Consider the following 13,577-nt stretch of genomic DNA (forward strand, 5'->3'; position numbering starts at 1 on the left):
AGTTATGTAAGTCGGAGGTTTTTTCGTATGACCAATTCTTTGCAACCTGCATATGCTCTGGTCCCGGGTGCGAACCTGGAGGCCTATGTGCACACGGTGAACAGCATTCCATTGCTGACGCCGGAGCAGGAGCGTGAACTGGCCGAGAGTCTCTATTATGAGCAGGATTTGGGGGCGGCTCGGCAGATGGTGCTCGCCCACCTGCGTTTTGTCGTACACATTGCCCGTAGCTATTCCGGTTACGGCCTGGCCCAGGCTGACCTGATCCAGGAAGGCAACGTCGGCCTGATGAAAGCGGTCAAGCGTTTCAACCCGGAAATGGGTGTGCGCCTGGTGTCCTTTGCGGTGCACTGGATCAAGGCGGAAATCCACGAGTTCATCCTGCGCAACTGGCGGATCGTCAAAGTCGCGACCACCAAGGCTCAGCGCAAGCTGTTCTTCAACCTGCGCAGCCAGAAGAAACGTCTGGCCTGGCTGAACAACGAGGAAGTCCACCGTGTGGCGGAAAGCCTCGGCGTAGAGCCGCGGGAAGTGCGTGAGATGGAAAGTCGCCTGACCGGCCATGACATGGCCTTCGACCCGGCCGCGGAAGCGGACGACGACAGTGCCTTCCAATCGCCGGCCAACTACCTGGAAGACCACCGGTACGATCCGGCCCGTCAACTGGAAGATGCCGACTGGAGCGACAACTCCAACCACAACCTGCACGAAGCGCTTGAAGTGCTGGACGACCGCAGCCGCGACATTCTCTATCAGCGCTGGCTGGCAGAAGAAAAAGCCACGCTGCACGACCTGGCGCAGAAGTACAACGTGTCGGCCGAGCGTATTCGTCAGCTCGAGAAGAGCGCGATGAACAAGCTCAAGTTGTCGATCGCTGCGTAACCCGCGCGAAGGCAATAAAAAACGCCCCGATCATTGATCGGGGCGTTTTTGTTTCTGCCCAATTTCCGGTTTAGCGTCGACTTTGTGGGATCTTCGGTGTCATTGAGCCCATGGCGCCCGGCGGGAATCGTTGAGGCCGACCAGATAGCTGTCCCCGCCCAACTGATTCATCTGCTGGCGAATCCACCCCGCCCGCCTTGCAACGTAAGAAGTCGGATGGCTGGCACTCCACACCCGCGGGTTCGGCAGTACCGCGGCCAACAAACTTGCCTGCTGCCGGGACAGCGAACCAGCGCCCACGCCAAAGTGATGCCGGGCCGCTGCTTCGGCGCCGAACACACCTTCATCCCACTCGACGCTATTGAGGTATACCTCAAGAATCCGCTGCTTGGGCCAGAACACTTCGATCAGCCCGGTAAACCAGGCTTCCAGGCCTTTACGCAGCCAGCTGCGGCCAGACCACAGAAACAGGTTTTTCGACACTTGCTGGCTCAGGGTGCTTGCGCCGCGAATCGAGCCGCCGCGCTCGTTATGTGCAAACGCCGCCTGAATCGCGCTGAAATCAAAGCCCCAATGCTCGGCAAACTTCTGGTCTTCACCGGCAATCACCGCGACTTTCAGGTCGTCGGAGATTTCATCCCAGGGTTTCCAGGTGCGTTGCAAATCAATCGGCTCGCCGTCGACCCAGGATTCGATCTTGCGCTCGACCATCAATGCCGTTCCCGGTGGCGGCACCACCCGAAACAGCAGAACCAGCAAAACACTGCCGACCGCGAACCAGAGCAGGGCCTTTGTGAAACGACGGAAAATTAACTGCAGCATAGAGATGGCTTGGCCGAACCCGTTGAGCCGGCCATTATACAGACCCTGCTGATCGAGTCTGACTGGAGTTCTTCATGCTGCGTGGCTTTCTGATGCTTGCCGCTTTCTTCGGATTCACCGGCGTTGCCTTGGGCGCATTCGCCGCCCACGGCCTGAAAAACCGCCTGACGCCTGAGTATTTGGCGATTTTCCACACGGGCGTCACTTATCAACTGGTGCATACCCTGGCGTTGCTGGGTGTTGCATTGCTGGCCACGCAGATTCCCGGTCGTCTGATTACCTGGGCCGGCGCGTCTTTTGCTCTCGGCATTGTGTTGTTTTCCGGCAGCCTGTACCTGCTGACGATGACCGGCGTCAGCAAGCTCGGGATCGTTACACCGTTCGGCGGCCTCGCGTTTCTGGTCGGCTGGGTTTGCCTGGGGCTAGCCGCCTGGCGGCTGAGCTGACCACGCAGTCCATTTCGTGACGAATGGCTTGGGTCGCCAAGTCTGATCGGGCTAGAATGCCAGCCCCTAAAAATGATGGCGGCATTCGGCATGCGCATTCAGTTGAACGGCGAATCCCTTGAACTGCCCGACGGTGAAACCGTTGCGGCCCTGCTGACCCGTCTGGAACTGACCGGGCGCCGGGTGGCGGTCGAGCTCAATCTGGATATCGTCCCGCGCAGCCAGCACGCTGAAACCACGCTGAACGACGGCGACTCGGTCGAAGTGGTACACGCCATCGGCGGCGGCTAGCCGCCCGGCCCGAGCGGCCACAGAATCATTCTGCAAGAACCTCACCCCAACAGAGGATTTCCCATGAGCATCGTTCGTAGCGACAAGCCCTTCGTCCTGGCCGGTCGTACTTACCAGTCGCGTTTGCTGGTAGGCACCGGCAAGTACCGTGACATGGAAGAAACCCGCCTGGCCATCGAGGCTTCGGGTGCCGAGATCGTCACCTTCGCCGTGCGCCGGACCAACCTCGGCCAGAACCCGGGCGAACCGAACCTGCTCGAAGTCCTGTCGCCGGATTGCTACACCTTCCTGCCGAACACTGCCGGTTGCTACGACGCCATTGAAGCCGTGCGCACCTGCCGCCTGGCCCGTGAGCTGCTCGACGGCCACAACCTGGTGAAGCTGGAAGTGCTGGCGGATCAGAAAACCCTGTTCCCCAACGTGATCGAAACCCTCAAGGCCGCCGAAGTGCTGGTCAAGGAAGGCTTCGACGTGATGGTGTACACCAGCGATGATCCGATCATTGCCCGTCAACTGGCGGAAATCGGCTGTATCGCAGTCATGCCGCTGGCTGGTTTGATCGGCTCGGGCTTGGGGATCTGCAACCCGTACAACCTGCAGATCATCCTCGAAGAGGCGAAAATTCCGGTGCTGGTGGATGCCGGTGTCGGTACTGCCTCCGACGCCACCATCGCCATGGAGCTGGGCTGTGAAGCGGTGCTGATGAACTCGGCCATCGCCCATGCCCAGCAGCCGATCATGATGGCTGAAGCCATGAAACACGCCATCGTGGCAGGTCGTCTGGCCTACCTCGCGGGCCGCATGCCGAAAAAACTCTATGCCAGCGCCTCCTCGCCGCTGGATGGTCTGATCAAGTAAGAGCCATTGATGACTGAATCAAACGACACGCCTATCCAGCAGGAAGAAGGCGAAGAGCGCCAACACCGCCGCATCAAGAGTTTCGTGATGCGCGCGGGGCGCATGACCGAAGGCCAGCAACGCGGCCTGGAGCAGGGCGCTCCGCTGTTCGTGCTGCCTCTGGCCGATGCGCCGGTGGATTTCGACCAGGTGTTCGGCCGTTCGGCGCCTCGCTCGCTGGAAATCGGTTTCGGCATGGGCCATTCGCTGTTGGAAATGGCCGCGGCCTCGCCGGAGCAGGATTTCATTGGCGTTGAAGTTCACCGTCCGGGTGTTGGCGCGCTGCTCAATGGCGTGCTGACTCAGGGCCTGACCAACCTGCGTGTCTACGATTGCGATGCGATCGAAGTGCTCAACCGTTGCATCGCCGACAACAGCCTCGACCGCCTGATGCTGTTTTTCCCGGATCCGTGGCACAAGAGCCGTCACCACAAGCGTCGTATCGTTCAGGCATCGTTCGCTGAGCTGGTGCGCAGCAAGTTGAAGGTCGGCGGTGTGTTGCACATGGCCACCGACTGGGAGCCGTACGCCGAGTACATGCTGGAAGTGATGAACGTCGCCCCGGGCTATCGCAACCTCGCCGAAGACGGCAAGTGCGTCCCGCGCCCGGCCGAACGCCCGATCACCAAGTTCGAACGCCGCGGCGAACGTCTTGGGCATGGCGTGTGGGATCTGAAGTTCGAAAAGCAGTCCTAAGCCGTAACGCAATACAAAATGTGGGAGCGGCGGTGCGCCGCTCCCACATTTTTTTGTGTGTTATTCGAAGTCAGCGGCGGTCTGCCACAACCCCGATCAACACCAGCACCACCAACAACACCGGCGCCAGGCTGTAGTTGTTGAACTGGCTCAGGCCTTTGATGATCCATGGCGTGGCATAGATCAGCGCTACGCCGCTGCCGACCATGCACAGCAGGGCCATCAGCGGGATGCGCAAGGCGCCGGCGATGCTGCCCAGACGTTGGTCGACCCAGCCCTTGAGGTCGGCGCCAAACAGCACGAGCAGGCAGCCCACCAGTGCCAGAGAGATTTCCGACAGGTTGCTACGGCTCCAGCGGGACACGGTGGCGAGCAGGTCGAGTACCAGATCCATTCGATTTCCTTATGTCAGAAAAGTCTGCAGCAAGTCATTGAGAAAGAGTTGTCCGCGCATCGTGGCTGCCAGACGTGACGGTTCGACCTGCAACAAGCCACTTTGTTCGGCCTCTCGGCGGCCTTCGGCAAGGCTTTCCAGGGGCAGCCCGGTGCGCTCCGTATACAACCGCGCTTCGACACCCTCGGTCAGGCGCAAGGCGTTCATCAGGAACTCGAACGGCAGTTCTTCGTTGCTCAGCGCTTTCTCGCCAGCCTTGAAGCTTTTGGCCGGATTGAGGTAATCCTTCGGCAGGCGAGTCTTCCAGGTGCGTACGATGCGCCCGTCCGGATGGCTGAGCTTGCCGTGGGCACCGGCGCCGATGCCGATGAAGTCGCCGAAACTCCAGTAATTGAGGTTATGCCGCGCCGGCCGGCCGGGCTGGGCATAGGCCGAGACTTCGTACTGCGCGTAACCGTGTTCGGCCAACAGCGCCTGGCCGGCCTCTTGAATATCCCACAGGGCGTCATCTTCCGGCAGCGTCGGCGGCTGGTTCCAGAACACCGTGTTCGGCTCCAGGGTCAGCTGATACCAGGACAGGTGCGTCGGCTTCAGGGCGATGGCCTGGCGCAGGTCGCTCAGGGCATCGTCCAGCGTCTGATCGGGCAAACCGTGCATCAGGTCCAGATTGAAGTTGTCGAAGCCAGCCTGGCGCGCCATGTCGGCGGCACGCACGGCTTCATCGCCGTTGTGGATCCGCCCCAACGCCTTGAGTTTTTCTTCCTGAAAGCTCTGGATACCGATCGACAGGCGATTGATGCCCAGCGCCCGGTAGGCGCGGAATTTCTCCTGCTCGAACGTTCCTGGGTTGGCTTCCAGGGTGATTTCTATGTCGCTGGCAAACGGAATACGTTGCTCGACACCCTTGAGCAAACGGCCCAACGCCTCGGCGCTGAACAGGCTCGGCGTACCGCCACCAAAGAAGATCGAGCTCAGTTCGCGGCCATAGACCGCATGCAGGTCCTGATCGAGGTCGGAGAGCAGGGCGTCCACATACTCTTGTTCCGGCAGCACCGGGCTGGCGGTGTGGGAGTTGAAGTCGCAATAAGGGCATTTGCGTACACACCACGGGATGTGGATGTACAGCGCCAAGGGCGGCAGCACAGGCAAAGCGGCCCGAGGCGAATGCGCGCCGCCGAAGATCAGCGGCGACGCGGACGATTCAATGGTCATTTCAAGCCCAGACGCTGGCGCAGCAGATCCATTGCACGGGCGCGGTGACTGATCTGGTTCTTGTCGCTGGGCTTAAGCTCGGCGCTGGAGCACTCGCGCTCCGGCACCCAGAACAGCGGATCGTAGCCAAAACCGTGCTCACCGCTGGCCTGGGTCAGGATGCGCCCATGCCACAGGCCTTCGCAAAGGATTGGCAACGGATCGTCGGCATGACGCACCAGCGCCAACACGCAGACGAATTGCGCGCCGCGCTCGGCTTGCGGCACGTCTTTCATGACGTCGAGCAGTTTGGCGTTGTTCGCCGCATCGCCCTTGCCGTCGGCATAACGGGCCGAATAGATACCCGGCGCACCGCCAAGGAAATCCACCGCCAGCCCCGAATCGTCGGCCAAGGCCGGCAGGCCGGAAATACGCGAGGCATTGCGGGCCTTGAGAATGGCGTTTTCAACGAACGACAGGCCGGTTTCTTCAGGCTCGACGCTGCTGAACTCGCCGATCGAGCGCAAGTGCACCGATTCGCCCAGCATGGCCTGGAGTTCCTTGAGTTTGCCGGCGTTATGGCTGGCCAGTACGAGTTGCGTGAAATTGATCATTCGCCGGGGAAGAGCTCTTGGTTGAAATTGATGGTGTTGATTTTGTCACCGGTCTGCACCTTGATTTCAAAGGTGCGGATTTCCTGCTGTGGCACCGGATACTGGGCGATGTAGTAGACCGCGCCGGTTTCGGTGATCTGTTTGAACTGCAATGGGACGCTTTGGCTGGTCAGGTCTTTGACCGTCCCGCTGACTTGTGCGGTTTGCGGTTTGCCGTCCTTGATCACCGACACGTTGATCACGCCCTGGTTCTTGCTGCGGATCAGCTCGGCAGCCTTGGCGATGTCCGGTGTCAGATAAGTCGAGTTGAAGGTGTTGTAGTGCACTGTCACATCGCCAAATGTTTCCTGGCGTTCGCTTTTGATGACGTCGGCGGCCATGGCGGTGACGCTCAGGCAGGCAGTAAGTACAAACAGCGCTAGACGACCCATGATCGTTCTCCTGGAAGTGTCGTGATTCAGACCGCGACCTTGTGGTCCGGCAGACCGGGGCTGCTGACGCGATAGATACCGATCTCACCTAACAGATTAGGCCATAGCTTACTGGCCCACCCGTGTCGATGCTGTTGATCCACGGCAAGTCGATCAATGACCTTGGCTTCACGTTCGCGACACAGCGCTTCAAAGTCTTCGAAGGTGCAGAAGTGAATGTTTGGCGTGTTGTACCAGGTGTACGGCAGAAACTCCGAAACCGGCATCCGGCCCTTGCTCGCCAGGTACCAGCGGCAGCGCCAGTGGCCGAAGTTGGGGAAGGTGATGATGCACTGGCGACCGACCCGCAGCATTTCGTCGAGGATCTTGTCCGGGTAATGCACGGCTTGCAGGGCCTGGGTCATGACCACGATGTCGAAACTGTTGCTGGCAAAGTTGCCCAGGCCCTTGTCCAGGTCCTGCTCGATGACGTTGATGCCTTTGGCGACGCACTCGGCAATGTTGTCCGGGTCGTTTTCCAGGCCATAGCCGGTGACCTGCTTGTGGTCACGCAGCCAGGTCAGCAGCTCGCCGTCACCGCAGCCGAGGTCGAGCACGCGGCTGCCGGCGGGGATCCATTCCTGGATGATTTCCAGATCGGCTCTCATGTCTTCCTCAAAGCGATATGCGGTTCATGTAATTGCTGAAGGCCTGCAAGTAACGCGGGATCGGAATCAGGAAGGCATCGTGGCCTTGCGGAGCGTCGATCTCCAGATAGCAGACGTCTTTCCTGGCCGCCATCAGCGCGTCCACCAGCTCCCGCGAGCGGGCAGGGGAGAAACGCCAGTCGGTGGTGAAGGACATCACGCAGAACTTGGCTTTCGCGCCTTCGAAGGTTTTCGCCAGGTCATCGTCGAAGTTCGCCGCAGGATCGAAGTAGTCCAGCGCCTTGGTCATCAGCAGGTAGGTGTTGGCGTCGAAACGTCCGGAAAACTCCTCGCCTTGATAGCGCAGGTAGCTTTCGACCTGGAACTCGACACTGTGGAAGTCGTAGTTGAGCTTTTCGCTCTTCAGACCGCGGCCGAATTTTTCGCCCATGGAGTCATCGGACAGGTATGTGATGTGCCCGACCATTCGCGCCAGCATCAGCCCGCGCTTGGGGATTACCCCGTATTCCTGGAACGAACCGCCGTGGAACTCCGGGTCGGTAAGAATCGCCTGGCGTGCGACTTCGTTGAACGCGATGTTCTGCGCCGACAGTTTCGGTGCCGAGGCGATCGCCAGGCAGTGCCGCACGCGATCCGGATAGGTGATGGTCCACTGCAAGGCCTGCATGCCGCCCAGACTGCCGCCGATCACCGCCGCCCATTGGTCGATGCCGAGCAGGTCGGCAAGGCGTGCCTGGCTGTGCACCCAGTCTTCCACGGTCAGTACCGGGAAGTCGGCGCCAAACGGCTTGCCGGTTTCCGGATTGACGCTGCTGGGGCCGGTGGAGCCGTTGCAACCGCCGAGGTTGTTCAGGCTGACCACGAAGAATTTGCGGGTGTCGATCGGTTTGCCGGGGCCGATGCAGCTGTCCCACCAACCGGGTTTGCGGTCGTCGGGGCTGTGGAAGCCGGCGGCGTGATGGTGACCGGACAAGGCATGGCAGATCAGCACGGCATTGCTCGCCGTGGCGTTCAGCGTGCCATAGGTTTCATAGATCAGGTCATAAGCGGGTAGCGAACGACCGCAGGCCAGGGCCAGGGGTTCACTGAAGTGCGCCACTTGCGGCGTCACCAGACCAACAGAATCGGGGGGGAAGGCAGCTGGCATCGACCCTGCTCTCATTGAAATGAGGCGTAAGTCTAAAGACCGCTGTGGCTAGCGGCAAGCAAAGGCCGGGCCTGATTTTCCCTCGCCACATTGAGGTCAGGCCGGGCGCACCAGATCCGGCAAATCCGGCAGCTTCTTCGGCGAACAGATCCGCACTCGCTTCTGCCGGTTCAACTCGCCGCTGATCAGGCTGACCTGGCTCTTGGAAACCCCGAACGCCTTGGCCAGAAACGCCATCAGGTACGCATTGGCCTTGCCCTCGACCGGCGGCGCCGTCAGACGGATCTTCAGGCGATCACCGTGCAGTCCGCAGAAATCATCGCTGCGGGCCGCAGGTTGCAGGTGACATTCCAGAATCAGGTCATCACCGTCCCAGCGAAAGTAGCTCACCGGATCAGATCAGCAGGCGCAGGATCTGCGGCATCATGGTCAAGGCTGCGAGGTTGTTGATCACCAGCATGTCGATCAGCTTGAGCACCATGAACGCCAGGATCGGCGAGATATCCAGGCCGCCGAGGTTTGGCAGAATCTTGCGGAACGGCGCCAGGGCCGGCTCGCAGATCTGGTTCACCAGCTCGGCGCCGGGGTTGTGGCTGCCCGGCGCGACCCAGGACAGGATCACGCTGATGATCAGGGCATAGAAGAAGATATTCAGGAACAGCGCCGTTACGCCGATCAGCGACCAGATCAGCAATTGCAGCGGGTTACCGGTGGTGCCGAAGGTCAGCAGCAGGGTCAGGGCCATCAACGCCAGTTGCACGAGGATTGCCAACACCAGCGAGGACATGTCCAGGCCGAACAGGCTCGGGATGATCCGGCGCAGTGGCTTGAGCAGTGGCTGGGTGGCTTTCACGGCGAACTGGCACAGCGGGTTGTAGAAGTTTGCGCGCACCAGTTGCAGCACGAAACGCAGCAGCACGATCAGCAGGTACAGACTGCCGAGGGTTTGCAGCACGTAAATCGCCGCAGTGTTCAATCCAATCATGTAAGGCTCCTTATTTGCCCAGTTGTTCGGCCATCTCGGCCGAGCGGTGCGCGGCGGCGCCGAGTGCTTTTTCCACCAGGGCTTCGAAGCCGCCGGCCTGGAACGATTTGATCGCCGCTTCGGTGGTGCCCGCAGGCGAGGTCACGCGGCGACGCAGTTCAGCGGCGTCGACATCGCTGGCGACTGCCATGTGTGCAGCGCCCAGCGCGGTTTGCACGGTCAGTTGTGCAGCGATTTCGGGTGGCAGGCCGAGCTTCACGCCAGCGGCGGTCATGGCTTCGATCAGCAGGAAGAAATACGCAGGGCCAGAGCCGGAAACGGCGGTGACCGCGTCCAGTTGCTGTTCTTCGTCCAGCCACAAAGCGATGCCGACTGCCGACAGCAGCTCTTGGGCCTGCTGGCGTTGCTCGGCGCTCACTTGGGCCGTGGCGTACAACCCGCTCACACCCTGGCGCACCAGCGCCGGGGTGTTGGGCATGCAGCGCACGATCGGCTGGGCACCCAGCCAGTTGTTCATGCTGGCGCAGGTGATGCCGGCCGCAATCGACACCACCAGCTGGTTCGGCTTGAGGCTTGGGCGAATGGCTTCGCAAACGGCTTTCATCGCCTGTGGCTTGACCGCCAGCACGACCACGTCCACGCCCTCAATGGCTTGGGCGTTGTCGGCAAACACTTCGATGCCGTGTTCGGCTTTCACGCGGGCACGGGTTTCTTCGCCCGGATCGCTGGCGCGGATCTGCGCGGCGTCCAGACCTTTGGCGCGCAGGCCGCCGATCAGGCTGGCGGCCATGTTGCCGGCTCCGATAAAGGCAATACGAGTCTTGCTCATGTCAGGTCCTTATAGAGAGGTGAGTCAGCCATGTTCATGGTCGACTGTAATCGCGGGCGCCAAACAGGGCCGTACCGATGCGGACCCAAGTGGCGCCCTGGGCGATGGCCGACTCGAGGTCGTGGCTCATGCCCATGGAAAGTGTGTCGAGTGGCAGGTTCAGGCTGGCTTGCAGGCTCTGCACGGCAGCAAAAGCGGCGTCCTGGGCGGCGCGATCTTCAGTCGGCTCGGGAATCGCCATCAGCCCGCGCAATTTCAAACGCGGCAGCGCACTGATGGCATCGGCCAGGGCGGGCAGGTCGGCCGGGGTGCAGCCGGATTTGCTGGCTTCACCACTGACGTTGACCTGGATGCAGATGTTCAAGGGCGGCAAATCGGCAGGGCGCTGTTCGGACAGGCGTTGTGCGATTTTCAAACGATCCACGGAGTGCACCCAGTCGAAATGCTCGGCGATAGCACGAGTCTTGTTCGATTGAATGGGGCCGATGAAGTGCCAGATCAAGGGCAGGTCGGCCAATTCGAGCTGTTTGCCCAAGGCTTCCTGCAGGTAGTTTTCGCCAAAGTCGCGGATCCCGGCGGCATAGGCTTCACGCAGGGCCTCGGCGGGCTTGGTTTTGCTCACGGCCAATAGCTGGATGCTGTTCTCATCGCGGTGGGCGGCTTTGGCTGCTGCCTGGATGCGTGAACTAACCTGAAGAGTGTTGTCTGCTATCGTGGACATCAAGAGGCGCCAGCGGTCTGAAGGTTCGCGGCATTCTACTGGAATTGAGGAGCGCTATGGATATCACTGAGCTGCTGGCTTTCAGCGCCAAACAAGGCGCGTCCGACCTGCACCTGTCCGCCGGCCTGCCACCGATGATCCGTGTCGATGGCGATGTGCGACGCATCAACTTGCCGGCCTTGGACCACAAGGAAGTGCATGACCTGATCTACGACATCATGAACGACCTCCAGCGGGTGGACTTCGAGAAGCATCTTGAAACCGACTTTTCCTTCGAAGTGCCCGGCGTGGCGCGTTTCCGGGTCAATGCCTTCAACCAGAATCGTGGCGCGGGCGCGGTGTTCCGGACCATTCCGTCGAAGGTCCTGAGCATGGACGATCTGGGCATGGGGGACGTGTTTCGCAAGATTACCGAAGCGCCCCGGGGCCTGGTGCTGGTGACCGGCCCGACCGGCTCCGGCAAGTCCACCACGCTGGCGGCGATGATCGATTACCTGAACAACCATCGCCATCACCACATCCTCACCATCGAAGACCCCATCGAGTTCGTCCACGAATCGCGCAAATGCCTGATCAATCAGCGTGAAGTCCATCGCGATACCCGCAGCTTCGCCACGGCCCTGCGCTCGGCCCTGCGTGAAGACCCGGACGTGATTCTGGTGGGGGAAATGCGTGACCTGGAGACTATTCGGCTGGCGTTGACCGCCGCCGAGACCGGCCACCTGGTATTCGGCACGCTACACACCACCTCGGCGGCGAAAACCATCGACCGGGTGGTGGACGTGTTTCCGGGTGACGAGAAATCGATGGTGCGCTCGATGCTCTCCGAGTCGTTGCTGGCGGTGGTGTCCCAGGCACTGATCAAGAAAATCGGCGGCGGGCGGATTGCCGCCCACGAAATCATGCTCGGCACCTCGGCGATCCGTAACCTGATCCGTGAAGACAAGGTGGCGCAGATGTACTCGTCGATTCAGACCGGTGGCTCGCTGGGGATGCAGACGCTGGATATGTGCCTGAAGGATCTGGTGACCAAGGGTGTGATCAGTCGCGAGCATGCGCGGGAGAAGGCGCGGTCGCCGGATAATTTTTGAGGGTTGGAGCGCGACCTGTGGCGAGGGGGCTTGCCCCCGTGCGGCTGCGAAGCAGTCGCAAACTCGGGCGATGCGGTCTTTCTAGTAACGCTTGGTGGCAGGTTTTGGGGCCGCTCCGCGGCCCAACGGGGGCAAGCCCCCTCGCCACAATCGGATCAGCGCTGTACGACGCGCAGTTGATTCGGTTCTTTCGGCAGAACCCGCTTGGCAACCACATAGTGGTTATCCCAATACGGCTTCTTCAGGGTGTCGATGCTTACCGACTTGCCACGGCGTGGTGCGTGGATGAAGCGGTCGTTGCCCAGGTAGATGGCCACATGGTTGACCCGGCGGCTCTTGATGTTGAAGAAGATCAGGTCGCCTGGCTTCAGTTCGTTGCGATCGACTTTCTCACCGTGACCGCTGGCCATGGCATTGGAGGTGCGTGGCAGGTCGAAGGTCGCGTCGTTGAACGCGTATTTCACCAGGCCGCTGCAATCGAACCCTTTACTTGGGCTGCTGCCACCCCAACGATAAGGTGTGCCGAGCACGTTTACCGCGCGGCTCAACACGTTGCTGCTTTCCTTGGTCGCCATCGGCGGAACCAGCTTGCCGTTGGCGCGGCTCAGTTGGGTGGAGCGTTTTACCGTCTGTTGGTTTTTGCTCGAAGGAGCAGAAACATGGGATTTTGGGGTGTAACCATTAACGTTCGGAAGACGTTGCTCACGATTGGTGGCGTGGGCGGCCAGAGGCAATAATAGGCAAATGGTTAGCCATGTCTTGAAAAATGGACGCATTAGGCAAGGCTCGTATGGGTTAGCGCGCAACTTTATAACAGCTTTTTTGTCCCTTCCGAGGCCGTTGGTCGATTCAACCTTGGGGTCAACGGAACCAAATAAGCGGCAATTTGGCGCAATTGTCGGACACAAGTCAGGTGTTACAAGGCTTTGACGGGACCCAAGGTAGCATTCGCCGTATGTCGGCTGCCTGTAAAAAAGTCACAAAGAATTCAAGAATATTTCTCTATCGCGTGAATCGAGGCCATCCATGAACACCTATCGACAACCCGTTTCACAACAAGATACGCACAGCAAAGTGATTGGTTACCTGCTGTGGATTTTCGGTTTTACCGGGGCTCACCGCTTCTATTACGGCAAGCCGGTGACCGGGACGATCTGGTTTTTGACCTTGGGCTTGCTGGGTATTGGCTGGTTGATCGACGTGTTCCTGATTCCGGCCATGGATCGTGAAGCAGACCTGCGCTTTACCGCCGGCCCCATCGAATACAACGTCGCGTGGATTCTGCTGACGTTCCTTGGGGTATTCGGCGTACACCGGATGTATCAGGGGAAGTGGATCAGCGGGTTGCTGTACCTGGTCACGGGCGGGTTGTTCTTTCTAGGGGTGTTGTATGACTTCTGGACGCTGAACGATCAGATTTCAATTCGTAACGCGCAGAACAGAGGCGCCTTCCAGTAAGTAGTGGCGAGGGAGCAAGCTCCTTCGCCACAGGG

19 protein-coding genes are annotated in these 13,577 nt (G+C 60.2%); 7 read left to right on the top strand and 12 right to left on the bottom strand.

The genetic code is table 11. The annotated features are described in order from the left end of the window. Nucleotides 1–27 precede the first annotated feature (27 nt). Nucleotides 28–882: an RNA polymerase sigma factor RpoH gene (rpoH, locus tag ACEN8R_RS26005; protein WP_007897890.1), complete on the top strand. Its 855-nt coding sequence runs from the start codon at nucleotides 28–30 to the stop codon at nucleotides 880–882. Between the two features lie 99 nt (nucleotides 883–981). Here the strand turns inward: rpoH and mtgA are convergent, their stop codons facing one another. After that, nucleotides 982–1,704, bottom strand: a complete 723-nt coding sequence (gene mtgA / locus ACEN8R_RS26010) for a monofunctional biosynthetic peptidoglycan transglycosylase (protein WP_086944404.1) — start codon at nucleotides 1,702–1,704, stop codon at nucleotides 982–984. A 74-nt stretch (nucleotides 1,705–1,778) separates the two neighbouring features. Between mtgA and ACEN8R_RS26015 the strand changes: the two genes are divergently transcribed. The 4 genes from ACEN8R_RS26015 (at nucleotide 1,779) to trmB (ending at nucleotide 4,034) form a co-directional block, all read left to right on the top strand. Next, on the top strand, nucleotides 1,779–2,150 hold the full coding sequence (locus tag ACEN8R_RS26015) for a DUF423 domain-containing protein (RefSeq protein ID WP_019580607.1): 372 nt from the start codon (nucleotides 1,779–1,781) through the stop codon (nucleotides 2,148–2,150). Between the two features lie 90 nt (nucleotides 2,151–2,240). Next, nucleotides 2,241–2,441 (top strand): sulfur carrier protein ThiS, encoded by a 201-nt coding sequence (gene thiS / locus ACEN8R_RS26020; RefSeq protein WP_007897898.1) that lies wholly within the window; start codon nucleotides 2,241–2,243, stop codon nucleotides 2,439–2,441. Between the two features lie 63 nt (nucleotides 2,442–2,504). Continuing rightward, complete coding sequence (locus ACEN8R_RS26025) at nucleotides 2,505–3,299, top strand: thiazole synthase (RefSeq protein WP_495624447.1); 795 nt, start codon at nucleotides 2,505–2,507, stop codon at nucleotides 3,297–3,299. 9 nt (nucleotides 3,300–3,308) lie between these two features. Further along, nucleotides 3,309–4,034: a tRNA (guanosine(46)-N7)-methyltransferase TrmB gene (gene trmB, locus ACEN8R_RS26030; protein WP_018928698.1), complete on the top strand. Its 726-nt coding sequence runs from the start codon at nucleotides 3,309–3,311 to the stop codon at nucleotides 4,032–4,034. Nucleotides 4,035–4,104: 70 nt separating this feature from the next. Here trmB and ACEN8R_RS26035 read toward each other — a convergent pair whose 3' ends face one another. The 10 genes from ACEN8R_RS26035 to ACEN8R_RS26080 form a co-directional block, all read right to left on the bottom strand. Next, nucleotides 4,105–4,428 (bottom strand): DUF3392 domain-containing protein, encoded by a 324-nt coding sequence (locus tag ACEN8R_RS26035; protein WP_018928699.1) that lies wholly within the window; start codon nucleotides 4,426–4,428, stop codon nucleotides 4,105–4,107. Nucleotides 4,429–4,437: 9 nt separating this feature from the next. Further along, a complete protein-coding gene (hemW, locus tag ACEN8R_RS26040; RefSeq protein WP_495624448.1) occupies nucleotides 4,438–5,640 on the bottom strand; it encodes a radical SAM family heme chaperone HemW in 1,203 nt (400 codons plus the stop codon). Then, entirely contained in the window at nucleotides 5,637–6,233 is a 597-nt protein-coding gene (gene rdgB, locus ACEN8R_RS26045; RefSeq protein ID WP_007939349.1) for an RdgB/HAM1 family non-canonical purine NTP pyrophosphatase, read from the bottom strand. The genes hemW and rdgB overlap by 4 nt, the downstream gene beginning before the upstream one ends. After that, on the bottom strand, nucleotides 6,230–6,664 hold the full coding sequence (locus tag ACEN8R_RS26050; RefSeq protein ID WP_018928701.1) for a DUF4426 domain-containing protein: 435 nt from the start codon (nucleotides 6,662–6,664) through the stop codon (nucleotides 6,230–6,232). The genes rdgB and ACEN8R_RS26050 overlap by 4 nt, the downstream gene beginning before the upstream one ends. A gap of 26 nt (nucleotides 6,665–6,690) precedes the next feature. Further along, entirely contained in the window at nucleotides 6,691–7,311 is a 621-nt protein-coding gene (gene metW, locus ACEN8R_RS26055) for a methionine biosynthesis protein MetW (protein WP_007939351.1), read from the bottom strand. Nucleotides 7,312–7,318: 7 nt separating this feature from the next. After that, nucleotides 7,319–8,458 (bottom strand): homoserine O-succinyltransferase MetX, encoded by a 1,140-nt coding sequence (gene metX, locus ACEN8R_RS26060; RefSeq protein WP_258612792.1) that lies wholly within the window; start codon nucleotides 8,456–8,458, stop codon nucleotides 7,319–7,321. A gap of 96 nt (nucleotides 8,459–8,554) precedes the next feature. Further along, nucleotides 8,555–8,848 (bottom strand): DUF167 domain-containing protein, encoded by a 294-nt coding sequence (locus tag ACEN8R_RS26065; RefSeq protein ID WP_018928703.1) that lies wholly within the window; start codon nucleotides 8,846–8,848, stop codon nucleotides 8,555–8,557. A gap of 4 nt (nucleotides 8,849–8,852) precedes the next feature. Next, nucleotides 8,853–9,443, bottom strand: a complete 591-nt coding sequence (locus tag ACEN8R_RS26070; protein ID WP_019580613.1) for a YggT family protein — start codon at nucleotides 9,441–9,443, stop codon at nucleotides 8,853–8,855. A gap of 10 nt (nucleotides 9,444–9,453) precedes the next feature. Further along, a complete protein-coding gene (gene proC, locus ACEN8R_RS26075; RefSeq protein WP_349746346.1) occupies nucleotides 9,454–10,272 on the bottom strand; it encodes a pyrroline-5-carboxylate reductase in 819 nt (272 codons plus the stop codon). 34 nt (nucleotides 10,273–10,306) lie between these two features. After that, nucleotides 10,307–10,993, bottom strand: a complete 687-nt coding sequence (locus ACEN8R_RS26080) for a YggS family pyridoxal phosphate-dependent enzyme (protein ID WP_018928706.1) — start codon at nucleotides 10,991–10,993, stop codon at nucleotides 10,307–10,309. Between the two features lie 56 nt (nucleotides 10,994–11,049). On the opposite strand from ACEN8R_RS26080, the gene ACEN8R_RS26085 reads away from it, so the two are divergent. Continuing rightward, nucleotides 11,050–12,084 (top strand): type IV pilus twitching motility protein PilT, encoded by a 1,035-nt coding sequence (locus ACEN8R_RS26085; protein ID WP_064620948.1) that lies wholly within the window; start codon nucleotides 11,050–11,052, stop codon nucleotides 12,082–12,084. Nucleotides 12,085–12,239: 155 nt separating this feature from the next. Here the strand turns inward: ACEN8R_RS26085 and ACEN8R_RS26090 are convergent, their stop codons facing one another. After that, nucleotides 12,240–12,860, bottom strand: a complete 621-nt coding sequence (locus ACEN8R_RS26090; protein WP_018928708.1) for a C40 family peptidase — start codon at nucleotides 12,858–12,860, stop codon at nucleotides 12,240–12,242. A gap of 250 nt (nucleotides 12,861–13,110) precedes the next feature. Between ACEN8R_RS26090 and ACEN8R_RS26095 the strand changes: the two genes are divergently transcribed. Beyond that, nucleotides 13,111–13,542 (top strand): NINE protein, encoded by a 432-nt coding sequence (locus ACEN8R_RS26095; protein WP_018928709.1) that lies wholly within the window; start codon nucleotides 13,111–13,113, stop codon nucleotides 13,540–13,542. Nucleotides 13,543–13,577: the final 35 nt, after the last annotated feature.

The organism is Pseudomonas sp. Pseusp15 (genome assembly GCF_059492165.1).

Bases quoted from the DNA above. Each gene is read 5' to 3' on its own strand.
- rpoH (WP_007897890.1), top strand. From the start codon at position 28: ATGACCAATTCTTTGCAACCTGCATATGCTCTGGTCCCGGGTGCGAAC.
- mtgA (WP_086944404.1), bottom strand. From the start codon at position 1,704: ATGCTGCAGTTAATTTTCCGTCGTTTCACAAAGGCCCTGCTCTGGTTC.
- ACEN8R_RS26015 (WP_019580607.1), top strand. From the start codon at position 1,779: ATGCTGCGTGGCTTTCTGATGCTTGCCGCTTTCTTCGGATTCACCGGC.
- thiS (WP_007897898.1), top strand. From the start codon at position 2,241: ATGCGCATTCAGTTGAACGGCGAATCCCTTGAACTGCCCGACGGTGAA.
- ACEN8R_RS26025 (WP_495624447.1), top strand. From the start codon at position 2,505: ATGAGCATCGTTCGTAGCGACAAGCCCTTCGTCCTGGCCGGTCGTACT.
- trmB (WP_018928698.1), top strand. From the start codon at position 3,309: ATGACTGAATCAAACGACACGCCTATCCAGCAGGAAGAAGGCGAAGAG.
- ACEN8R_RS26035 (WP_018928699.1), bottom strand. From the start codon at position 4,428: ATGGATCTGGTACTCGACCTGCTCGCCACCGTGTCCCGCTGGAGCCGT.
- hemW (WP_495624448.1), bottom strand. From the start codon at position 5,640: ATGACCATTGAATCGTCCGCGTCGCCGCTGATCTTCGGCGGCGCGCAT.
- rdgB (WP_007939349.1), bottom strand. From the start codon at position 6,233: ATGATCAATTTCACGCAACTCGTACTGGCCAGCCATAACGCCGGCAAA.
- ACEN8R_RS26050 (WP_018928701.1), bottom strand. From the start codon at position 6,664: ATGGGTCGTCTAGCGCTGTTTGTACTTACTGCCTGCCTGAGCGTCACC.
- metW (WP_007939351.1), bottom strand. From the start codon at position 7,311: ATGAGAGCCGATCTGGAAATCATCCAGGAATGGATCCCCGCCGGCAGC.
- metX (WP_258612792.1), bottom strand. From the start codon at position 8,458: ATGCCAGCTGCCTTCCCCCCCGATTCTGTTGGTCTGGTGACGCCGCAA.
- ACEN8R_RS26070 (WP_019580613.1), bottom strand. From the start codon at position 9,443: ATGATTGGATTGAACACTGCGGCGATTTACGTGCTGCAAACCCTCGGC.
- proC (WP_349746346.1), bottom strand. From the start codon at position 10,272: ATGAGCAAGACTCGTATTGCCTTTATCGGAGCCGGCAACATGGCCGCC.
- ACEN8R_RS26080 (WP_018928706.1), bottom strand. From the start codon at position 10,993: ATGTCCACGATAGCAGACAACACTCTTCAGGTTAGTTCACGCATCCAG.
- ACEN8R_RS26085 (WP_064620948.1), top strand. From the start codon at position 11,050: ATGGATATCACTGAGCTGCTGGCTTTCAGCGCCAAACAAGGCGCGTCC.
- ACEN8R_RS26090 (WP_018928708.1), bottom strand. From the start codon at position 12,860: ATGCGTCCATTTTTCAAGACATGGCTAACCATTTGCCTATTATTGCCT.
- ACEN8R_RS26095 (WP_018928709.1), top strand. From the start codon at position 13,111: ATGAACACCTATCGACAACCCGTTTCACAACAAGATACGCACAGCAAA.